The organism is Hyphomicrobium sp. (genome assembly GCF_009026145.1).
Taxonomy (GTDB): Bacteria; Pseudomonadota; Alphaproteobacteria; order Rhizobiales; family Hyphomicrobiaceae; genus Hyphomicrobium_A.
The window spans coordinates 52,574-72,423 of sequence record NZ_WBUE01000023.1; the positions used below are offsets into that span (position 1 = coordinate 52,574).

Here is a 19,850-nt window from a genome sequence, read left to right on the forward strand (position 1 = left end):
GGACACGGGGTGGCACGTTGGTATTGCGTAAGAAGGCTATCCTCGGCGGCCTGGCCGCTGCGCTATTGGGCATGAGCGCCGGCTCGCCCCACGTCGTCGCCGCCTTCGGCTCGACGCGCACGATCTCGTTCTTCCATATCCACACCAAGGAAACGCTGACCATCACCTACAAGCGGGATGGCAAGTACGATCCCGAGGCGCTGAAGCAGATCGACTGGATCATGCGCGACTGGCGTCAGAGCAAGGCGATCGAGATGGATCCCAAGACCATCGATCTGCTTTGGGAGATGCACACCGAGCTGGGCAGCAAGGAGCCGATCCACATCATCTGCGGTTACCGCTCCGAAGCGACCAACAACATGCTACGGCGGACCGTCGGGGGTCAGGCCAAGAAAAGCAAGCACATGACCGGGCAGGCCATCGACGCCACGTTCCCGGACATTCCGCTGAAGCAGCTGCGCTGGTCGGCCATCATCCGCGAGGTCGGCGGCGTCGGCTACTACCCGACCTCCGGCATCCCATTCGTGCACGTCGACACCGGCGCCGTGCGCGCCTGGCCACGCGTGCCGCGCACCGAGCTGGCGCTGCTGTTCCCCAACGGCAAGACCAAGCACAAACCGGCCGATGGCGGCTCGATCGACATGGACGATGTGCGCAAGGCGCGCGCCAACAAGGAAGTTGCCACCCAGGTCGCCGCCTATTTTGAGCTGCGCAACAATCCGCGCCCGGCCGTCTTCGCCGAGGTCCCTGCGCCGATGTTGAAGGGGCCGCCGCAGGAAGTTGCGCGCCCGGCGCCGGAAGTGCGCGTTGCCTCGCTCGATGCCGCCCCGCTGGCGGCGCCAGCGCCCAAGCTCGTGCGAGGCCCGCGTCCGGCCGTGCCGCCGCCCTCAGCGATCGACCGCGGTCGCCTCGATCAGCTGGTGACGCTGGCTTCGCTCGATCCGGCCGACGCGCTCGTGCCGTTGCGCTCCGCCGACGCCGACCGGCGCGGGCTCGACACCCTCGTCAGCGCGGCGGCGATCGAAGCGTCGGCGTCACCCGCTCCCGTGGCGCAGGCCGTGCCGCCGGAGACCCAGGTCGCCGCCCTCGATGTCGCAAAAATCGACCCGGTGGAGCCGCCGAATGGCGCGCACGGACGCTGGGCGCCGGCACCCGAGTTCGACGACGATCACCCCGAGGAGCTTTCCTACCGCCCCTTCCCCGTTGCGCCGCTGCTCACCCAGTCGGCCTCGGCCGACGATGAGGCTCTAGTCAAGATCGTGCATCCGAACCTGGAGCGCACGCTCGATCTGCTCGACGATCGGCAGATCGTGCTGCCGATGCGCCTGCGTCCGGGCGATCAGATCGCCGAGGTGCTGTGGGCGCAGCAATTCCAGGGGAGCGCGGTTGATTTCTCGGCGCACGAGCGCGACCCGCAACGGGCGGCCACCGGCCTCACCTCGCGTCCGGTCAAGACGACGGCGCGTTGAGCGGACGCGTGTGGCGCGGATTCTTGCGCCCCGGCGGGACGCAGCCGCGTGACCATGCAACCTTGATGAGCCGTCCCAGCTCGCGGAAATCGCCGGCGCGCGGCGAGGTCGAGCGCCACGCCAGGCCGACCGTGCGGTATGGCTCGGGCTCTACGAAGCGCGTGACGCCGATGTCGCGTCCGCGCACCTCGACATTGAGGCACATCTCGGGCAGCAGCGTGATGCCGTAGCCGGCCGCCACCATCTCGACGATGGTCGACAGGCTGGAGACGCCAAAGGTGTTGACGGTGGAGACCTGCTGCAGATTGCAGTAGGTGAGGGCCTGATCGCGCAGGCAGTGACCCTCCTCCAACAGCAGCAGCCGCTCGTGCTCGATCAGATCCTTGGTCGCCCGTACGCGGCTATTCAGGCGGCGCGACTGCGGCAGCGCCAGTAGGAAGCGGTCGTCGAACAGCGCCATCGTCTCGATCTCGGCCTGCACGATGGGCAGCGCCAAGAGCAGCACGTCCAGCTTGCCGTCGATCAGCTCCTGCAGGAGCGGCATCGTTTGCGTCTCGCGCACGTGCAGCTCGAGGTGCGGGTAGCCCTCGCGCAGCAGCGGCAACAGTGGTGGCAGCATGTAAGGCGCGATCGATGGAATGACGCCGAGCCGCAAGGAGCCCGACAGGACGTTGCGGCAGTGCTGTGCGTACTCGACCATCTCGTGCACGTCGCCGAGGATGCGAGCGGCGCGCGCGGCGATCTCGCGGCCCTTGTCCGACAACAGTACGCCCGAGCGCGTGCGCTCGACGAGCATCAGGCCGAGTTGCTCCTCGAGTTCGTGGATCTGCATGGAAAGCGCCGGCTGGGTCACGGCGCAGGACTCGGCGGCGCGCCCGAAATGCTGCTCGCGGGCGAGCGCGTCGAAGTAGCGGAGCTGCTTGAGCGTCACATGCGGTGGCATAAGAATCTCTGATCCAAGCGAGAACAATATACGATTAGAACTTATGTAAGGGCCTGTCTATATGAGGGCGTGAGTTCTGGTGCACACGTCCATGTGGACGTCGGCGCGCCATCATAGACCGGCGGGGCGGGGGAAACCCCTCCCCTCAGCCGTGGGCGCCTCGGCCGAGCGCCGAATCGGGCCGAGGCGCCCTCTTTTTTGCCTGTTGATTGAGGATTGTCCGGGGGCTTCGCTCCGGCGCCGCGTGCTTATGTCCGGCGTCGTTTGACGAGCGCAAACCGACTAGCGCGCATCGGCAGTGAGGGCACGTCCCTGCGAGCGCACGGCAACGCCCCATGGGTAACGTCCAACTTTGATGGATTTGACGGGGCGCAGCGCGTTGACGTCGATGACGGTGACGTCGTTCGAGACGCCGTTGGTCGTGAACAGCAAGTCCTCCTCCGGCGTCACCGCCACGTGCCACACGCGCTGACCGACGAGCAGATACTTGGTGACGGCGTAGGTGCTGGTATCGACGACCGCTACACGGTTGGCGGGACCCAGTGCGACGAAGGCGACCGCACCGTTCTTGGCGAAGGCAAAGCCGACCGGCTGAATGTTCTCGCGCGAGACCCCTGGGATGTCGAACGTGATCTTGCGCTCCACCTTCATGGTCACCAGATCGATGATCGAAAGCGTGCCGCCGATCTCAGAGGAAACCCAGAGCTTCTTGCTGTCGGCTGTGAACGCCGCGTGGCGCGGGCGTTGGTCGACGAGCACGTTGTCCACCACCGCGAATGTCTTGGCGTCGATGATGTGCGCCATGTTCGTCGTTTCCGACGTGGTGACGGCGAGGCGCCCGTCGGGAGACACAGCCATGCCCTCGGGCTCTACGCCGACATCGATCTGCCGCACGACCTGACGGGTGTCGACGTCGACGACGGTGGTAACGGCGTTGTCCTCGTTGGCAATGAAGAGGTGCTTGCCGTCGGGCGCCAACGCAAATTGCTCGGGGTCGGCGCCCGAGGGCAGATCATGCACAAGCGTCTCCGTGTCGACGGCATACACCTGCACCGCGTCGTCGTCGCTCGCGCACACGAGCAGATGCTTTTGATCGCGGGCAAGGAGGACGCCGCGCGGACGCTTGCCCACCGGAAACGTGCGTACGACCGTCAGCGTCTCGCTGTCGATCACCGAGATCGTGTTGTCCTTCTCGTTGCTGACGTAGACGTCGTGCGCCAGCGCCGGCGCCGCGGCAGAGCACGCGAGCAATGCGGCCAATATCCCTCGCACGGGGCGTCCCTCCCGAGATCTCGTGCTGCCACACGCGCCAGCGTTAGGTGCGAGGAGGGCCCGGTAGCGTTGGACTGGCATCGCAGGCGGCGTGGCGGCGCCGGCGATCCTCCTCTTCGGATCCGACACTTAACGCGGGCCATGGAACGGCGAAATGCGACATTGGTAGTGCTCAATGGGGCAATGCCCGTCACGGATGCCATTTGCCAACCGAGTTAGACCAAATGGCAATTTCCGCCGCCGCCGCTCAACGCTACCAATGGTCACGAGGAAACGACCGAAAAATAAGAACGCAGAAACTGGGGAGCGCTTGGAATGAACGCCGCGCGTCTATTCGTGGCGATTGCCGCATGCTGGCTTTTTGCTTCACTCACAACGCGCGCCATCTATGCCCACGGCGACGTGACACCGCAGCCCATCGACACCGCGGGTCTCGATCCGCTCGGCGATGAGTGGCGCACCGAAAACCCATATCGCGGCAATGATCTCGCCAAGAGCATCGGTGCCTCCGGGTACAATCAGAACTGCGCCCGCTGCCATGGGCTGGAGGTCATCTCGGGCGGCCTCGCCCCCGACCTGCGATATCTGGAAAAGGGCAAGGTCGGGGACGAGTGGTTCATCGAGCGCATCCGACACGGCGCGAGGAAGTCGGACGGAGCGACGGTGATGCCCGCCTTCGAACCGATCTTTAGCCAGGAGGCGATGTGGGCGATCCGGACCTTCATTGAGTCGCAGCACGTCGATTGAGGCTGCCCATGCGCGCGCTCAGGAATGGCTTGCTGTTGCTGTGGGGGAGCCTCATTGCGCTTCTGGCGCCCTCCGGCTTGGCGCCCGCTCGACCCCTCGATGAGGTCATTGAAAGCAAGTCCTTGCGCGTCGTCGCTTATCTCGACAATGCGCCTTTCTCCTGGCTGGACGGCAACGAGCCAAGGGGCATCGACGTGGATCTCGGGCGCGCCCTTGCCCGCAGGCTGGGCGTAAAGGCAGAGATCGTGCTCCGCATGCAAGGCGAGAAGCAGGACGACGACCTGCGCGTGAATGTCTGGAAGGGGCCGCTGACCGGCGGCGGTGTCGGCGACGTGATGATGCACGTGCCCTACGATAGAGAGTTGGCGCTGCGCAACAGGGAGGCGGTGGTTGGCAATCCCTATTTCGAGGAGCGCGTGGCGGTCTTCGTGCATCCCGAGCGCCCCGACGGGGCGTTCGATTTCACCGCCTTCAAGACCGAGAAGATCGGCGTCCAGATCGGTACGGTGGCCGACTACTTCCTGATGACGTACGAGGATGGGGCGATCGCCGAAAACGTGGCGCATCACGTCAAGCCCATCGAGGGCGCCAAGCGCTTCCTGGCCAAGGAGACGTCGGCGTTGATGGGCGTGCGCTCGAACGTCGAGGGTCTTCTGCACACGCTCAACGGAAAGGCACGCATGCTCGAGCCGGCGATGCCGGGCATCGTTCGATCACGGTGGGTGATCGCCATGGCCTGGAAAGAGAACAGTCGCGACCTCGGATATGCATTGGGGGCGGCGCTCGAGATGCTCAGAACGTCGGGCGAGCTGCGCAAGATCTTCGCCCGCTACAAGGTCACCTACGCTCCGCCGCCCGAGCCATAGCCGCTGCGGGGAGGACAGATGAGGAGTGCCACGTTCGCTTTCGCATTTCGCGGCGGCGGGGTGCTTCTATTTTTGTTTCGTCGCCAAAAACCCGTGCGGCAATTTTGGAAAGCGCCGCGGGAATGTTCGACCTTTTTCCAATTAGTAATCCAGAGATCCCGCGCTAGGTTTCGTTCGGCTCTGTCTTCGGGCGCATTGAGACGCACTTTCAAATAACGAAGCGGGCAGGAAACCAACCCAAAGGGGATTTCGATGAAAACGTGGAAATGGCTTGCGGGCGCAAGTGGGCTCGCCATGTCTATTGCGCTGGCCGGTCCGGTCGTGGCCGATGTCAGTATCGATGACGTCGTCAACGACGCCGCAACGACGACCGACGTGGTCACCGTCGGACTCGGCCCCCAGGGGCAGCGCTATAGCCCGCTCGACAAGATCAACAAGGACAATGTCGGCGAGCTGGTCCCGACTTGGGCGATGTCGCTCGGCGGCGAGAAGATGCGCGGACAGGAGACGGCGCCGCTCGTCAAGGATGGGGTCATGTATGTGACCGGCTCCTACAGCCGCATCTGGGCCATCGACATCAAGACGGGCCGCGAACTGTGGGAATACGATCACCGTCTGCCGGAAGGAATTCTGCCGTGCTGCGACGTCGTCAATCGCGGCGCTGCGCTGATCAACGATAAGGTCATCTTCGGCACACTCGATGCCAAGCTGGTCGCCCTGGACGCCAAGACAGGCAAGGTCGTGTGGACCAAAGAACTCGGTGACTTCAAGGCCGGCTTCTCCTATACGGCGGCGCCGCTGATCGTGCCGTCGCAGGCACACGGCCCGCTAGTGGTGACTGGCGTGTCCGGTGGCGAGTTCGGCATCGTCGGGCGCGTCGATGCGCGCAAGGTCGACAACGGCGACCTCGTCTGGTCGCGTCCCACCATCGAGGGGCACGTCGGCACTTTGAACGGCAAGCCCTCGACCATGACCGGTAAGGCGGGCGAGTCCTGGCCCGGCGATCTGTGGAAGACGGGTGGCGGAGCAACTTGGCTCGGCGGAACGTACGACCCGGAGACCAAGCTGATCTTCATCGGCAGCGGCAACCCGGCGCCGTGGAACAGCCACATGCGCCCCGGCGACAACAAGTGGTCGTGCTCGCGGCTGGCCATCGACCCGGAGACGGGCGAGATCAAGTGGGGCTACCAGACGACGCCCAACGACGGCTGGGATTACGATGGCGTCAACGAAGTCGTCTCCTTCGACCTCGACGGCAAGAAGGCGGCGGCCACCGCCGACCGCAACGGGTTCTTCTACGTGCTCGACCGCACGAACGGGGAGTTCATCTCGGCGACGCCGTTCGTCGAGAAGATCACGTGGGCCAAGGAGATCGGCAAGGACGGTCGGCCGGTGTTCGTTGCCGAAAACCGCCCAGGCAACCCCAAAGGGTCGGCCGACGGCAAGCAAGGCAAGTCCGTATTCGCCGTCCCGAGCTTCCTCGGCGGCAAGAACCACATGCCGATGGCCTACAGCCCGGCAACCAAGCTCTTCTACGTGCCGTCGAACGAGTGGGGCATGGACCTGCACAACGAGCCGGTGACCTACAAGAAGGGCGCGGCCTACCTCGGCGCCGGCTTCACCATCAAGCCGGTCTTCGAGGATCACATCGGGGCGCTGAAGGCGATCGATCCGGCCACGGGCAAGATCGTGTGGTCGTACAAGAACAAGGCTCCGCTGTGGGGCGGCGTGTTGACGACCGGCTCGGGCCTCGTGTTCTTCGGCACCCCGGAGGGCGACTTCAAGGCTCTCGATGCCACAAACGGCAAGGAGCTGTGGAGCTTCAACACCGGCTCCGGCATCGTCGGCGCGCCGGTCACCTGGGAACAGGATGGCGAGCAGTTCCTGTCTGTCGTTTCCGGTTGGGGCGGTGCCGTACCGCTGTGGGGCGGAGAGGTCGCCAAGACCGTCGCCAACTTGAATCAAGGCGGCATGGTGTGGACGTTCAAGCTGCCGAAGAAGCTGGCTGCCAACTAGCGCCGGTTCCTCCGCTTGGTGCAAGCAGCCGGGGCAAGCAGGTCATCCTGCTTGCCCCATGCTTTTATGCGCAGGGCGCTACGCACCACGGCACTGCATGCGTAGTAGCCGATTGTGGAGCTCGCCGAGCTCCTTCCTGATCTTTATGTACTCCTGCCTACGCACCTCTCGCTCGGCCGCCGTCGGCTCGCGGTCGAAATGATCGAAGCGCTCAAGGATGCGCGCCGACTCGGCTTCGACGCGCTTCAGTTGATCCTTGATGCGTTCGCACGCCATCAGGCTTTCAAGGGACTCCGTGTCGAGCATGGTGCAGCCCTCGCCTCTGCAACGCGAGCAGACGACTGTAGCGGTCGGTTGCCGTCGCTCTAGAGCACGCCGCCAATTATCCCCCATGGTCGTGCTGCGCAAACGGAGTTCAAGATCGAATGTGGCAATGTCGATGCATGCCGCGCGTCTGAGCGGGACCTCAATCAATGCCACGACATGGTCACGCACTCGCCGCGTTGGTGGCCAACGACTCGATCAAATTGCTGAGCGCTATGGGGTGGTAGCTGCATCGGGGGACAAGATGCTGCTAGACACAATTGCGACCATCATCCTCGCCGGGATGATGCTGATACCGGTCGTCAACGTCTTCGCGGGGGTGATCGTCGGCGCCGGACTAGGTGGCACCATCGGTGCCATTGTTGGGCTTCTACTCGCCCTGTCGATAATGGCCGTGGAGAGCTTCATCGCCACGCGCCTCAGCTCCTTCGAGCGAAAGCGCGAGATCAAACGCGCCAGAGCCGCGCGAGCGCCACCGCCGGCCGAGCGGCCCTACCGTCACCCGGATGCGGCGCTCGCTGGGGCCTTCGCATCACGCGCAAGCATGCAGCAGGCGGATCTGCCGCTTGCCGCGCACCACATGGGAGAGGACGCACTGGAGGCGCCGCTACTTACCGGCGTCATGGGCGCCGCTCGGCCATACCACTCATCCGCCTCGATTTCCTAACAGTCGAATGATGGAGGAACGCCGATGGACACCAAAGGCATCATTGTTTTGCTGGCCGTCATCGTCTTGATCGCAGCCGGCATCGCGTACTTCGCGGCGGGACCTGGACCCATGCCGGCCAGCGATGCGGCCCCGCCCGAGGCGAGCCCTGCGGCAAGCTCGGAAGCCCCGGCGAATCCGGTGGCCCCATAGCACTTCCGGCACGGCGCCAACTGAGCGGCCGGCTCACGCCGAACCGCACTCTGCTTGGCTCCAACCGGCACGCGAAGGCGATCGCGGCGAATTCCGCGGTCCCTTTCGTCGTGGTCGAGGGCCGGCGCAGCCGAGCAGGATCGAACCGCTGGCCTCGCGAATAAAGGTGCATCACGCGGGATCGATCTTCGTCAACTTCAGAACGTAGTAGTTCGATCACGGCACGACACGCACTGGAATGGCGGGAACCAGCCGGCCATCCCAATCGCGCCAGCCGTCTGTCCCTTCGGGGAACCAGTAGAGCGACGTATAGCCGAGCGCTGCCGCCCGCTTCACCGCATTCCAACTCATCCAGCAGTCCGACTGACAATAGATGATGATCGCCCGCGAGCGATCGCCACCCGTTAGGCGCTCCAGGTTGGAGCGGAAGTAGGCCTCGAGCCGTGCGTCCAGCCGTCCCTTGCCGACATCAGGCAGCCACGTCGAGCCCGGGATATGGTCATGTGTTTTGGAAAGCCGCCACTGGCCCGTAACCGGATCGGACCCCGCACCATCCGAGGCCATGACATCGAGCAGAATGGCCTTCTTGTCCTTGACGAGCGCCTCCACGTCGGGAGCGAAAATCCGGCTGGCCCCCGGCGCGTCCTCGGGCAGGGCCGCACGGTAGCGCGCGATGCGATAGCCAGTCCCGGAATCGAATTCGATGCCTTGCATGAGCTCGGTGCCATCGGCGTGCGGCCCTGAAAAAGCAAGGGCAAGGGTGAGAAGCATTGCACCAGCGCGCCAGCGGCGACCTCTCGGCGTCAGTGTGGTCTCGATAGGCCGATGTAAAGGCGCATCATCCGGAGGAGGCGCGCCGCTGCACCACAAGAACAGCGCCTGACCTTGAATGATTTCTCGGCTCTCAGAGTTCGTCGTCGCCGATCGAACCAGTGCTGCATTCGTTTGAGACGTAGGTACCCTGGGTCTCCACACGTTGAGAGGCGTCACGTTTGGCCGACAGGCAGAGAGAGCGAACAACTGTCGTGGCAAGTTTGTCTCTCCTGCCCAAGGCAAGATCGAATGCCGACATAGCGTGCGCATAGCAGCAAGAAAGTGCGACGTTGGCGCGCGACGGCTGACTTGAATCCCATCTTGATCGAAACCGCTTCAACCCCGCAAGTCGGGTATTCAACTTCCGCACTCCGTCACACTTAAGTACAGTGGCCCGGTGCATTGCACGGTCACTATAGTACGCTGCACACAGATGAAGGGTCCTGCCTTAGCACCTATGCGCTGGGAGAGGAGCCGCGCTTGATCTCGCCAGCGATGATGCGAGTGTAAGTAGAGCTAGAGCCCGTCCTCAGGACGTACGGTGCCACTTGCACATCGTCACCCCATACCGAGAACGAGCCCTGCGAGCCTTGACTGTCCTCGTCTTGGGTTTGCTTCTCGGCTGCCTGCCCGCCAAGGCCGATCCGCCCCCAGATCCGCTGAAGTCTCCTATGTGGAAAGACATGGTGCGGAAACTGCTGGCGGACGCACCGGTGGAGTTTGATGACCGCGTAAAGGTCATCGTGCCGACAGTTGTCGAGAACCAGGCCCAGGTACCGATCACAGCGGATGCGCGGGCTCTCGGCACCGTACTGAAGCTCGTCGTCTTCGCTGACCTCAACCCCCTTCAGCATGTGCTGACGCTCACTCCGACCAACGCCGCGCCCTACATCTCCTTCCGCATGAAGATTGAGCAGGCGACGCCCATAAGGGCCGCTGCCATGACACCCGACGGCGTCTGGCATGTGGGTGGCGTTTTCCTCGAAGCGGCTGGAGGAGGCTGCTCGGCACCCGCCACGGCGCGCAAAGATGCTGACTGGTCCGTCACGGTGGGACAGGCCCAAGGCCGTATGTGGCGCGAAGCGGACGGCCTAGCCCGCGCGCGGTTCCGTGTCCGTCATCCGATGGACACGGGCCTCGCCAAGGACAACACGCCAGCCTACTTCATCGAGAGGCTCGACATGCGGGCGCAATCCGGCGAGCCCCTCGCCACGCTCGAGATGCTGCAGCCGGTGAGCGAGGATCCGACGCTCACTCTTCTTCTGCGCCTGCCGGCGAACGACGCCAGACTCGACATCGAAGGTCGCGACAACAACGGCGCCATATACCGCTCGAGGCTGCCTGCCTCCTGGCGTCAGAGCGTGATCACATCGCCGGTCGCTCCATGCTGACGCGGCGCGAGATCCTGGCACTCCTGCCTGCGGCCGTGCTCGCCCCGGGAATGGCAAGTGTCTCACCCGCTCGGGCGGCTGCACTCAGCTATACACTCAAGCCTCGCCAACTCAGCGACGGGATCTGGCTCCTCTCCGGCGCCCAAGAGGCGATCACGCGCCAGAACGGCGGCGCCATTGCGAATGTGTCCATCCTCGATACCGATGCCGGAGCCGTCGTCATCGACACTGGCCCCTCCCGGCTCTACGGCGAAGCTCTCGCCGCACTCGCCCGCGACCTCACGGGCAAGCCCGTCGCGCGCGTCTACAACACCCATTTCCACCCCGACCACGTCTTTGGAAATCAGGCCTTCGAGCCCGAGACAATCGCCGCACCGAAAGGAGTGATCGACGGCCTCAAGGACTTCGGCAACGGGTTCGCCGATGGGATGTACTACATCACCGGCGACTGGATGCGAGGAACGGAGCTCGTGCTGCCTGGCACCCTCCTCGAAGCTGGGGTCGAGGACTTCGGCAACCGCCGCATTCGCGCCCTACCCATGCGCGGGCACACCTCTTCCGATCTCGTACTCTTCGACGAGAACTCGGGATTTGTCTTTGCCGGCGATCTCGTCTTCCTCGACCGGGCGCCGACCACCCCGCACGCCAATATCGAGCGCTGGCGCATGGCGCTCGCCAATCTCGGAGGAATCCCGCATCGCTTCATTGTTCCAGGACATGGTCCAGCCGAGAACAGTACGCGGGGCCTCGATCAAACTCGGCAGTGGCTCGAGGCGGTGGACGGGATTGTGCGCGACGCCTTCGAGCGTGGCCTCGATGTCTCGGAGGCTGCAGCATTGCCATTGCCCGAGTGGACGAATGGTATGGCTCTCGCACGCTACGAATTCGAGCGCACCGTGATGCACCTCTACCCAAAGCTCGAGGCCGAGAAGTGGCCCCGTGTTGATACCAACCACTGAGTTCTTCTTTTACGTATGAGCCTTGTCACCAGTTGGCGCGGTGGCCTAGGGTGACGAAATAAGTGGACCTGGCACCTCGCCTGTTCCTCGTTCCAAGCACTGGTCGTCCCCGTGTCTCAAGTGGCCCATAGCACTGGCGAGCCGAGGGTCTCATCGGATCATTGCTTCCCTAGTGCCTGGTTGAGCCTGTTCCTGACACTCGATCCCAATTGCAGAAGTCGCCAGCCCTATGATCAGCGGCGCTGAAGCCGTCGCGAAGGCGTGAGCGAACCAACAACCAACGCGCAATCCGGCGGCGAAGTCGTATGGGTCCCTCGGCGCGGTTGATGCCTCAGGCCTTTCGATGAGGAGTCATCCACGACAGCCACAACAGCGCGCCAGCTATCGTATAGCGTAGCCCGTCTAGCCGCTTGACATGCTGTCGAGGCAGCCCAGCCCTAGTGCTGGGTCGCGCGTCCTCTGCGAACCGCTCTGGGGGCGTCGAGGCTCGAAATTCTCGCCCACTGGAAGACGTAGCCGAGCCGACGCTGGATGATCGCACTTGCAACATCGTCAAATGACACGGGGCAGAGCGGCCAGTCATTCTCGCCCGGCAGGCGCACGTTTAGCCTCCGGATCAACTCTTCTTCGTCGCAGGCGAGTTGGAGACGCATGCCGCTTTCGTTGTCGAAGATCGAAGACGCTGCTTTCTCACGCCACCGGCGCGGATGCCTGAACCGGGCGGCGACTTTCTGAAGCGTGCTCTGCGGCTCGAACTTGAAGCGGTTACTCATGACGTTTCCCCCACGTGTGCTTGATTGAGAATGCACACCAGAGGCTGCACATACCTGGAAACGTAGGAAATTTTTAGGCGAGCCGACGAGATCGTCGGCATGCTGCCGCAGCCATGTGCTAACGGCGACCTCGGACATCTGGCGCGTCGTTTCGACAGACGCTGTCTCAGGGCGCGCGTCCTAACAAAATCTGATGGCGGTGCGTTTGTGCCGCTGGGAGGGGATCGCCGTGGTCACGTTGGCCGAAGCCGTAGCCGCTGAACGCTCCAAAAGACGGCAGGACAGGGAGGACGCATCAAAAAGGAAGCAGGTGGGGCGAGCACTGTTGCAGGCTTTGCAGCAACGTCTGGACGCCGAGCCGCTTCCTGCATGGTCCTTCGCGTTGGATGACGATCGTATCCATGTCTGTCGTAACAAAAACGGTTCTCCGCGGAGGGTCGGGACATGGACGGTAGACCACGAGCTGCGGCTGGTGCTCGGCCAGGAAATGACCGAGTGGATCACTGCCGAAAGCTGTAACCGCGTGATCGATGAGGCCGTGCAGATCACGGCCAGGTTCATCATCGATGCCGAAGAACGTCAGAATGTCCCTCAGAGCCGCCTAGCGGCGGCGGCGGAGAGGTGGCGGACCTTCTTCCGCGCCTTTGGCGCGCCACCTAAGCTGGTGGGGGGCGATGGCAAATCTGGGCGCTGATGTTGTCCGTATGCGTCTTATGAGAGGCAGTTGGTGGACGGCAACGAAGGCGGCGAGCGCACTAGCACTCGCGAACCTTCAAGCCATCCCTGATCTTGTTGGGGTATTTGATTGGTGGAGCCGAGCGGGATCGAACCGCTGACCTCGTGAATGCCATTCACGCGCTCTCCCAACTGAGCTACGGCCCCGACCGTTGGGAACGATACCGGGGGCGCTGGGCTCCCCCGATTGAGTGGGCCTCTCTAGGGCCTTCGCCGCAAAACTGCAAGGGCGAAGTTGGCGCCGCTCATCGCCTGCCGCGGAATGAGCGTCGCGGCGGCGACGCCCGATGCGGAGCGCCGATCAGCGCTCATCTTCGCCCTCGACCGGGCCGCCGATGATGTTGGAGACGTCGCCGCCGTCCTCTTCCTCTTCCTCGAGGAAGGTCTCATCGGCCTCCTCGCCGGCCGCGTCCTCGGCCTCGTCAGCCTCGACGTCGACGAGCGCATCCTCCGCCTCGGCGTCCCCGGCTACGGGCTCGAACTCCGGCTTCTTCACCTTGCGCTGCGCCTTCTCTTCCTGCGCGACGACGGCGGCGGTCGTGGGCGAGTGGGCGATAGCGTACTTGGCGCCGCAGATGGGGCACACGATCGGGCTGCGGTTGAGGTCGTAAAAGCGGGCGCCGCACTCGCTATTCTGACACGTGCGCTTGGTCCCGCGGTCTTTATTGGTCGCCATTGGAGCCAACCTTTAGTGGTGTGGGGGATTTGTCCGCGATCTGCCACATGCCTCGGGGCTTGTCAAAAACAAAGCTGGACAGCGGCGGCGTTGACAGGAGAACCGGCCGTCGGCTCTATCGCTCGCCAATAAGAGCCCCCATGATACTCCGCCAGCGCTGGAGCTTTGAGCCGCTTGCCTTCCGATACTGCGATCGCCAGCCGACCTCTGGCCGCGCACGCCGCCGGGCCCCTCAAGGGACGCGTGCGCGTACCGGGCGACAAGTCGATCTCGCATCGTGCCCTGATGCTCGGGGCGCTGTCGACCGGCGTGACGCGCCTCAGGGGCCTGCTCGAGGCCGAGGACGTGCTCAATACCGCCAAGGCACTCGCGGCATTGGGGGCGCCAATCGAGAAGGTCGGTGGCGAATGGCGCGTCACCGGACGCGGGGTCGGCGGCCTGCGCCAGCCCACAGGGGTCCTCGACTTTGGCAACTCGGGCACCGGCACGCGGCTGATGCTCGGCATCATTGCCGGCCACGACATGACCGTCGAGCTGACCGGCGATGCCTCGCTCAGCCGCCGGCCGATGGGCCGCGTGCTCGGACCGTTGCAGCAGATGGGCCTCGAGATCGAGGGCGGGCGCGACCGGCTGCCGCTCATCGCGCGCGGGTCGGCGAACCTCGTACCCATCTCCTACGCGCTTCCCGTCCCATCGGCGCAGGTGAAGAGCGCCGTCCTGCTCGCCGGGCTGCATGCCGCCGGCGAGACGACCGTCATCGAGGCCGCGGCGACGCGCGACCACACCGAGCGCATGCTGCGCCACTTCGGCGCCGAGCTGTGCGTCGAACAAAGCGGGGCCAAGACGCACATTACGGTCAAGGGCGAGGCGGAGCTGCAAGGCCGCGACGTCGTCGTGCCGGCCGACCCCAGCTCGGCCGCGTTTCTTGCCGCCGCGGCGGCGCTGGTGCCGGGCTCGGACGTCACCATCGAAGGCGTGCTCGTCAACCCGACGCGCACCGGCTTCTACGAGGTGCTGCGCGAGATGGGGGGCGAGGTCGCCTTCACGGCCGAGCGCGATGAGGGGGGCGAGCCGGTGGCCGACATTCGCGTACGCCATGTCCCGCTCACCGGTGTGAAGGTGCCGGCCCATCGCGCCCCGAGCATGATCGACGAATACCCCATACTTGCGGTCGTCGCCGCCTTTGCCGAAGGGGAGACGCACATGGAGGGTCTCGCCGAGCTGAAGGTGAAGGAGAGCGACCGGCTGGCGGCGACTGTTGCCGGGCTCACCGCCAATGGCGTCGTGGCAGTCGCCGAGGGCGACACGCTCACCGTGCGCGGGTCCCGCGTGGTGCGCGGCGGCGGCACGGTGGCAACGCACCTCGATCACCGCATCGCCATGGCCTTTCTCACCATGGGCCTCGCCAGCCGGGATCCGGTCACGGTCGACGACACCACCATGGTGGCGACGAGCTTTCCCGAGTTCCTCACCCTCATGGAGAGTATCGGCGCCCGCTTCGGGACCAGCGCGGGGCGCCCGCGATGATCATCGCCATCGACGGCCCGGCGGCATCGGGCAAGGGAACGCTGGCCAAACGCATCGCCGACCTTTGGGGGCTGCCGTGCCTCGATACGGGGCTGCTCTACCGCGCCGTGGCGCGCGACGTTGCCGCCCGCGGCTTCCGCCTCGATGACGCGTGGGCGGCGCTGGCCGCAGCGCGCAGCCTCGACCCGGCCGAGCTTGCCGATCCAGATTTGCGCACGCCGCAGGCCGGCGATGCCGCCTCGATCGTCGCCCGCATCCCTCAGGTGCGCGCGGCGCTGCTCGCCTATCAGCGAGGGTTCGCCGCCCAGCCCGGCGGGGCGGTGCTCGACGGGCGCGACATCGGCACGGTCGTTTGCCCCGGTGCCGACGCCAAGATCTACGTGACTGCCCGCTCCGAGGTGCGCGCTAAGCGCCGGTTCCTTGAATATATGGCCCGGTCGGAGCCCGTCACCTACGAGGCCATCCTCGCCGACATCCTGCGCCGGGACGAGCGCGATGCCTCGCGCGACAGCGCGCCCATGCGGCCCGCCCCCGACGCCGACTTGCTCGATACGTCGGACTTGGATATAGAGGCGGCATTCGACGCCGCTGTCGGATTGATCAAGAGGAAGATCGGCCAATAGGACGCCCGAAACGGGCTTCCAATTCGTATTGGCAGGGTGCACGACCCATCACAGCGGCCCCGATCTCAAACACACCGCCGGCAGGAGACTGTCCACTCACGCGCGTCGTGACGGAGGCACTTGCCGCATTCTGAATCCCAAGGGCCGCAGCAGCGGGCCACATCAACGTTTCGAGGAGCTGTTAACGCATGTCGCAAGCCACCGTCTCCAAGGACTTCAGCCCGTCGCGCGACGAGTTCGCCGCGCTGCTCGCCGAGAGCCTTGCCAAGGAGGACCTGTTCGAAGGCAGCGTCGTCAAGGGCAAGATCGTCGGCATCGAGAAGGATCTCGCCGTCATCGACGTCGGCCTCAAGACCGAGGGTCGCGTCGCGCTGCGCGAGTTCGCCGTCGCCGGCAAGCCCGCCGACTTGAAGGTGGGCGACGAGGTGGAGGTCTACCTGGAGCGCGTCGAGAACGCGCTCGGCGAAGCGGTGCTGTCGCGCGATAAGGCCCGCCGCGAGGAGAGCTGGACGCGCCTCGAGAAGATGTTCGAGAAGAACGAGAAAGTCTCGGGCGTCATTTTCAACAAGGTCAAGGGTGGCTTCACGGTCGACCTCGACGGCGCCGTCGCCTTCCTTCCCGGCTCGCAGGTCGACATCCGCCCGGTACGCGACATCGGCCCGCTGATGCATCAGCCGCAGCAGTTCCAGATCCTCAAGATGGACCGCCGCCGCGGTAACATCGTCGTCTCGCGCCGCTCGGTGCTGGAGGAGACGCGTGCCGAGCAGCGTGCCGACATCGTCGCCCGCCTCGAGGAGGGCCAGGTGATCGACGGTCTCGTTAAGAACATCACCGACTACGGCGCCTTCATCGACCTCGGCGGCATCGACGGCCTCTTGCACGTCACCGACATGGCATGGCGCCGCGTCAATCATCCCTCCGAGATCTTGAACGTCGGCGATACGGTGAAGGTGCAGATCATCCGCATCAACCCGGAGACGCAGCGCATCAGCCTCGGCATGAAACAGCTGCAGGCCGATCCGTGGCAGTCGATCGAGGCCAAGTACCCGGTTGGCGCGCGCGTCAAGGGCACGGTCACCAACATCGCCGACTACGGTGCCTTCGTGGAGCTGGAGCCGGGCGTCGAAGGCCTCATCCACGTTTCCGAGATGAGCTGGACGAAGAAGAACATCCACCCCGGCAAGATCGTCTCCACCAGCCAGCAGGTCGAGGTGCAGGTGCTCGAGGTCGACGCCAACAAGCGCCGCATCTCGCTGGGCCTCAAGCAGACCCAGGACAACCCGTGGGAGTCGTTCCTGGCGGCGCACCCCAAGGGCACCGAGGTCGAAGGCCCGATCCGCAACATCACCGAGTTCGGCCTGTTCATCGGCCTCGATGGCGGCGTCGACGGCATGGTGCACTTGTCCGACCTCGACTGGACGAAGCCCGGCGACGAGGTGATCAAGGACTACAAGAAGGGCGACGCCGTCAAAGCCGTCGTGCTCGACGTCGACAGCCAGAAGGAGCGCATCTCGCTCGGCATCAAGCAGCTGTCGGGCGATCCGATCGACACGCTGTCGAAGTACAAGAAGGGCGACACCGTCACCTGCACCGTTATCGCCGTGCAGGAGAACGGCATCGAGGTGAAGACCGCCGACGGCGAGCTCACCGCCTTCATCAAGCGTTCCGACCTATCGCGCGACCGCTCCGAGCAGCGGCCCGAACGCTTCAACGTCGGCGACAAGGTCGACGCCTTCGTCACCAGCGCCGACAAGGCCGCGCGCCGTCTGTCGCTGTCGATCAAGGCGCTCGAGATCGCCGAGGAGAAGCAGGCCGTCGCCCAGTATGGCTCCTCGGATTCGGGCGCTTCGCTCGGCGACATCTTCAAGGCCGCCATCCGCAAGCGCGATACGGCCGAGGGCGCCGACGAGGAGAAGGAGTAACCGGCCTCCGTATCTCGGCGGTCACGACAACTCGGCGCGGCGGGGGGACAACTCCTGCCGCGCTAGCATTTTGGCAAGGCTCGAGGAGCGGTTCCCTTGTCGGCCGCGCAATCCTTGCCTAACGTCGCGGGCAACGCGACTTTCTGAACGCTGCGGTTGTATGCGGAGACCTTGATGACAGCGGAGATCGACACTGTGCTGGACCGGCGTCGTCTGCGCCGCCGCCTCACCGTGTGGCGGGTGCTGGCGGTGGCGGCGGTTGTGGCCGCGCTGTTCGCCTTCAGCGCCGGCAGCGATCAATGGTCGGCGTTCGGCACCAAGCAGATCGCCCGCGTCGCCATCTCCGGCACCATCACCGAGGATCGCGACCAGCTCGAGCTTCTGAAGAAGATCGCGGAATCGGACAACGCGGCCGCGCTGCTCGTGTTCGTCAACAGTCCCGGTGGCACCACGACCGGCGGCGAAGCGCTGTTCGCGGCGCTGCGCGAGGTCGCCAAGAAGAAGCCGGTTGTCGCCCAGTTCGGCACCGTCGCCGCCTCGGCGGGCTACATCGTCGGTCTCGGCGCCGACCACATTGTAACCCGTGCCAACACCATCACCGGCTCGGTCGGCGTTCTCGTCCAGTGGCCCGAGGTGAGCCAGATGCTCGACAAGCTCGGGGTCAAGTTCAACGAGATCAAGAGCGGCAGCCTGAAAGCCGTGCCCTCCCCCTTCGAGCCGCTGAGCGAGGAGGGCCAGAAGGTGACCCAGTCGATGATCGACGAGGGCTTCCGCTGGTTTCTCGGCCTCGTCGAGCAGCGGCGCGGCATCAAGCCGGACGACATCCCGGGCCTAACCCAGGGTCGCGTCTTCACCGGCCGCGAGGCGGTGCAGCTGAAGCTCGCCGACTCGATCGGCGGGGAGGAGGAGGCGGTCGAGTGGCTGCGCACCGTGCGCAACGTCGACAAGAGCCTGAAAGTCGTCGATTGGAAGCCGCAAAGCGCCGGCTCGCTGGGTCTTTTCAGCTCCCTGGGGACGGCGGCAGCGAGCTTTTTCAACAACACCTCGCTGGGTCAAATGCTAGCGCGCGACCCCTCCCTGTCCGGTCTTGGCCTTGACGGGCTCATCTCCGTTTGGCACCCTTCGGAAAAGTAATAGATTACAGATATTTGCGGCGGGGCGAGCGATGATAAAGTCAGAGTTGATCCATAAAATCGCGAATACGAACCCTCATCTTTACCATCGCGATGTCGAGCGCATCGTCAAAGTGGTGTTCGACGAGATCGTCGAGGCGCTGTCGCGCGGCGACCGGGTGGAGCTGCGCGGGTTCGGCGCGTTTACCGTGAAGCACCGCGCGGCGCGCCAGGGCCGCAATCCTCGCACTGGCAAGTCGGTGTCGGTGGCCGAGAAGTTCGTGCCGTTCTTCAAGACCGGTAAGGAACTGCGCGATAGGCTCAATCGCGGCAAAGAAAGTCACTAGTGTCCCGATTACGAAGTTCGCCCGCGTTCGAGGCTGGCCTCGCAAGCGAACTTCGGAATCAAAGGGCCACTAGAATCATAGAGTTGCTAGTGTGATTCAGATCGAGAAATTCGCTCACTACCTTGCCGCCAGCACCGGCGAATTTCTCGATCATCACACCAGCGCATTGCGAGGCTGTCGACTGTGCTGAGGCGGATCGTCTGGCTGCTCATCGCTTTCCCGGCCGGGCTGTTGCTCGTCACCCTTGCCGTGGTCAATCGCCACGAGGTGCGCCTCGTGCTCGACCCGTTCCGTCCCGAGACGCCGGCCGTGTCCTTGGCCATGCCGTTCTACGCCTATCTCTTCATCACGCTGCTCGTCGGCGTGCTGCTCGGTGGCGCGGCGATGTGGTTGAGCCAGGCGCGATGGCGCCGCGATGCGCGGCTGCAGGGCCGGGCGGCGGCACGCTGGCATGCCGAGGCCGATCGCCTGACGCG

At 64.6% G+C, this 19,850-nt stretch carries 21 protein-coding genes and 1 tRNA gene; 15 read left to right on the forward strand and 7 right to left on the reverse strand.

All coding sequences use genetic code 11. The features are described from left to right. Window positions 1-23 precede the first annotated feature (23 nt). A complete protein-coding gene (locus F9K20_RS16125) occupies window positions 24-1,469 on the forward strand; it encodes a DUF882 domain-containing protein (RefSeq protein WP_291004044.1) in 1,446 nt (481 codons plus the stop codon). Here the strand turns inward: F9K20_RS16125 and F9K20_RS16130 are convergent. Further along, the gene (locus tag F9K20_RS16130; RefSeq protein WP_291004047.1) at window positions 1,450-2,412 is read right to left on the reverse strand and encodes a LysR substrate-binding domain-containing protein; all 963 of its coding nucleotides are present in this window, start codon (window positions 2,410-2,412) and stop codon (window positions 1,450-1,452) included. The genes F9K20_RS16125 and F9K20_RS16130 overlap by 20 nt on opposite strands. 282 nt (window positions 2,413-2,694) lie before the next feature. Next, window positions 2,695-3,672, reverse strand: coding sequence for a PQQ-dependent catabolism-associated beta-propeller protein (locus F9K20_RS16135; RefSeq protein WP_291004050.1), 978 nt, complete (start codon window positions 3,670-3,672; stop codon window positions 2,695-2,697). 327 nt (window positions 3,673-3,999) lie between these two features. Here F9K20_RS16135 and pedF point away from each other — a divergent pair, with 327 nt between their 5' ends. The 3 genes from pedF to F9K20_RS16150 all read left to right on the forward strand — a co-directional run bounded on the left by pedF (window position 4,000) and on the right by F9K20_RS16150 (window position 7,313). Further along, window positions 4,000-4,431: a cytochrome c-550 PedF gene (pedF, locus tag F9K20_RS16140; RefSeq protein WP_291004053.1), complete on the forward strand. Its 432-nt coding sequence runs from the start codon at window positions 4,000-4,002 to the stop codon at window positions 4,429-4,431. A gap of 8 nt (window positions 4,432-4,439) precedes the next feature. Then, a complete protein-coding gene (locus F9K20_RS16145; RefSeq protein ID WP_291004056.1) occupies window positions 4,440-5,297 on the forward strand; it encodes an ABC transporter substrate-binding protein in 858 nt (285 codons plus the stop codon). 252 nt (window positions 5,298-5,549) lie between these two features. Continuing rightward, a complete protein-coding gene (locus F9K20_RS16150) occupies window positions 5,550-7,313 on the forward strand; it encodes a PQQ-dependent methanol/ethanol family dehydrogenase (protein ID WP_291004059.1) in 1,764 nt (587 codons plus the stop codon). Window positions 7,314-7,391: 78 nt separating this feature from the next. Here the strand turns inward: F9K20_RS16150 and F9K20_RS16155 are convergent, their stop codons facing one another. Beyond that, window positions 7,392-7,619 (reverse strand): hypothetical protein, encoded by a 228-nt coding sequence (locus tag F9K20_RS16155; RefSeq protein ID WP_291004062.1) that lies wholly within the window; start codon window positions 7,617-7,619, stop codon window positions 7,392-7,394. Window positions 7,620-7,881: 262 nt separating this feature from the next. Between F9K20_RS16155 and F9K20_RS16160 the strand changes: the two genes are divergently transcribed. Next, window positions 7,882-8,304 carry a hypothetical protein gene (locus tag F9K20_RS16160; RefSeq protein WP_291004065.1) on the forward strand — a complete coding sequence of 141 codons (423 nt, stop codon included), beginning with the start codon at window positions 7,882-7,884 and terminating at the stop codon, window positions 8,302-8,304. A 24-nt stretch (window positions 8,305-8,328) separates the two neighbouring features. Next, window positions 8,329-8,496 (forward strand): hypothetical protein, encoded by a 168-nt coding sequence (locus F9K20_RS16165; RefSeq protein ID WP_291004068.1) that lies wholly within the window; start codon window positions 8,329-8,331, stop codon window positions 8,494-8,496. 216 nt (window positions 8,497-8,712) lie between these two features. Here the strand turns inward: F9K20_RS16165 and F9K20_RS16170 are convergent, their stop codons facing one another. Then, window positions 8,713-9,267 carry a rhodanese-like domain-containing protein gene (locus F9K20_RS16170; protein WP_291004071.1) on the reverse strand — a complete coding sequence of 185 codons (555 nt, stop codon included), beginning with the start codon at window positions 9,265-9,267 and terminating at the stop codon, window positions 8,713-8,715. Between the two features lie 632 nt (window positions 9,268-9,899). Between F9K20_RS16170 and F9K20_RS16175 the strand changes: the two genes are divergently transcribed. Beyond that, entirely contained in the window at window positions 9,900-10,700 is an 801-nt protein-coding gene (locus tag F9K20_RS16175) for a quinoprotein dehydrogenase-associated SoxYZ-like carrier (RefSeq protein WP_291004075.1), read from the forward strand. Beyond that, window positions 10,694-11,659 (forward strand): quinoprotein relay system zinc metallohydrolase 1, encoded by a 966-nt coding sequence (locus F9K20_RS16180; protein WP_291004078.1) that lies wholly within the window; start codon window positions 10,694-10,696, stop codon window positions 11,657-11,659. The genes F9K20_RS16175 and F9K20_RS16180 overlap by 7 nt, the downstream gene beginning before the upstream one ends. 437 nt (window positions 11,660-12,096) lie before the next feature. Here F9K20_RS16180 and F9K20_RS16185 read toward each other — a convergent pair whose 3' ends face one another. Beyond that, complete coding sequence (locus F9K20_RS16185; RefSeq protein ID WP_291004081.1) at window positions 12,097-12,432, reverse strand: hypothetical protein; 336 nt, start codon at window positions 12,430-12,432, stop codon at window positions 12,097-12,099. Window positions 12,433-12,625: 193 nt separating this feature from the next. Here F9K20_RS16185 and F9K20_RS16190 point away from each other — a divergent pair, with 193 nt between their 5' ends. Further along, window positions 12,626-13,126, forward strand: a complete 501-nt coding sequence (locus F9K20_RS16190; protein ID WP_291004084.1) for a hypothetical protein — start codon at window positions 12,626-12,628, stop codon at window positions 13,124-13,126. A gap of 112 nt (window positions 13,127-13,238) precedes the next feature. On the opposite strand, the gene F9K20_RS16195 is transcribed toward F9K20_RS16190, so the two are convergent. Both F9K20_RS16195 and F9K20_RS16200 read right to left on the reverse strand, forming a co-directional pair. Beyond that, a tRNA-Ala gene (locus tag F9K20_RS16195) sits at window positions 13,239-13,314 on the reverse strand. 154 nt (window positions 13,315-13,468) lie between these two features. Continuing rightward, on the reverse strand, window positions 13,469-13,843 hold the full coding sequence (locus F9K20_RS16200; RefSeq protein WP_291004087.1) for a TIGR02300 family protein: 375 nt from the start codon (window positions 13,841-13,843) through the stop codon (window positions 13,469-13,471). Between the two features lie 174 nt (window positions 13,844-14,017). On the opposite strand from F9K20_RS16200, the gene aroA reads away from it, so the two are divergent. From aroA to F9K20_RS16230, 6 genes are all read left to right on the forward strand, one after another. Beyond that, entirely contained in the window at window positions 14,018-15,370 is a 1,353-nt protein-coding gene (gene aroA, locus F9K20_RS16205; protein ID WP_291004090.1) for a 3-phosphoshikimate 1-carboxyvinyltransferase, read from the forward strand. After that, window positions 15,367-15,993 carry a (d)CMP kinase gene (cmk, locus tag F9K20_RS16210; protein WP_291004093.1) on the forward strand — a complete coding sequence of 209 codons (627 nt, stop codon included), beginning with the start codon at window positions 15,367-15,369 and terminating at the stop codon, window positions 15,991-15,993. Before aroA ends, cmk begins: the two co-directional genes overlap by 4 nt. A gap of 188 nt (window positions 15,994-16,181) precedes the next feature. Further along, window positions 16,182-17,915 (forward strand): 30S ribosomal protein S1, encoded by a 1,734-nt coding sequence (gene rpsA / locus F9K20_RS16215; protein ID WP_291004096.1) that lies wholly within the window; start codon window positions 16,182-16,184, stop codon window positions 17,913-17,915. 174 nt (window positions 17,916-18,089) lie between these two features. Next, a complete protein-coding gene (gene sppA / locus F9K20_RS16220) occupies window positions 18,090-19,049 on the forward strand; it encodes a signal peptide peptidase SppA (RefSeq protein ID WP_291004099.1) in 960 nt (319 codons plus the stop codon). 31 nt (window positions 19,050-19,080) lie between these two features. After that, window positions 19,081-19,374 carry an integration host factor subunit beta gene (gene ihfB, locus F9K20_RS16225; protein ID WP_154738717.1) on the forward strand — a complete coding sequence of 98 codons (294 nt, stop codon included), beginning with the start codon at window positions 19,081-19,083 and terminating at the stop codon, window positions 19,372-19,374. A gap of 183 nt (window positions 19,375-19,557) precedes the next feature. After that, a partial coding sequence (locus tag F9K20_RS16230; RefSeq protein ID WP_291004102.1) for a hypothetical protein occupies window positions 19,558-19,850 on the forward strand: 293 nt, incomplete at its 3' end.

Bases quoted from the DNA above. Each gene is read 5' to 3' on its own strand.
- F9K20_RS16190 (WP_291004084.1), top strand. From the start codon at position 12,626: ATGGCGGTGCGTTTGTGCCGCTGGGAGGGGATCGCCGTGGTCACGTTG.
- F9K20_RS16185 (WP_291004081.1), bottom strand. From the start codon at position 12,432: ATGAGTAACCGCTTCAAGTTCGAGCCGCAGAGCACGCTTCAGAAAGTC.
- pedF (WP_291004053.1), top strand. From the start codon at position 4,000: ATGAACGCCGCGCGTCTATTCGTGGCGATTGCCGCATGCTGGCTTTTT.
- F9K20_RS16145 (WP_291004056.1), top strand. From the start codon at position 4,440: ATGCGCGCGCTCAGGAATGGCTTGCTGTTGCTGTGGGGGAGCCTCATT.
- rpsA (WP_291004096.1), top strand. From the start codon at position 16,182: ATGTCGCAAGCCACCGTCTCCAAGGACTTCAGCCCGTCGCGCGACGAG.
- F9K20_RS16130 (WP_291004047.1), bottom strand. From the start codon at position 2,412: ATGCCACCGCATGTGACGCTCAAGCAGCTCCGCTACTTCGACGCGCTC.
- ihfB (WP_154738717.1), top strand. From the start codon at position 19,081: ATGATAAAGTCAGAGTTGATCCATAAAATCGCGAATACGAACCCTCAT.
- F9K20_RS16150 (WP_291004059.1), top strand. From the start codon at position 5,550: ATGAAAACGTGGAAATGGCTTGCGGGCGCAAGTGGGCTCGCCATGTCT.
- cmk (WP_291004093.1), top strand. From the start codon at position 15,367: ATGATCATCGCCATCGACGGCCCGGCGGCATCGGGCAAGGGAACGCTG.
- F9K20_RS16165 (WP_291004068.1), top strand. From the start codon at position 8,329: ATGGACACCAAAGGCATCATTGTTTTGCTGGCCGTCATCGTCTTGATC.
- F9K20_RS16180 (WP_291004078.1), top strand. From the start codon at position 10,694: ATGCTGACGCGGCGCGAGATCCTGGCACTCCTGCCTGCGGCCGTGCTC.
- F9K20_RS16200 (WP_291004087.1), bottom strand. From the start codon at position 13,843: ATGGCGACCAATAAAGACCGCGGGACCAAGCGCACGTGTCAGAATAGC.
- sppA (WP_291004099.1), top strand. From the start codon at position 18,090: ATGACAGCGGAGATCGACACTGTGCTGGACCGGCGTCGTCTGCGCCGC.
- F9K20_RS16170 (WP_291004071.1), bottom strand. From the start codon at position 9,267: ATGCTTCTCACCCTTGCCCTTGCTTTTTCAGGGCCGCACGCCGATGGC.
- F9K20_RS16155 (WP_291004062.1), bottom strand. From the start codon at position 7,619: ATGCTCGACACGGAGTCCCTTGAAAGCCTGATGGCGTGCGAACGCATC.
- F9K20_RS16160 (WP_291004065.1), top strand. From the start codon at position 7,882: ATGCTGCTAGACACAATTGCGACCATCATCCTCGCCGGGATGATGCTG.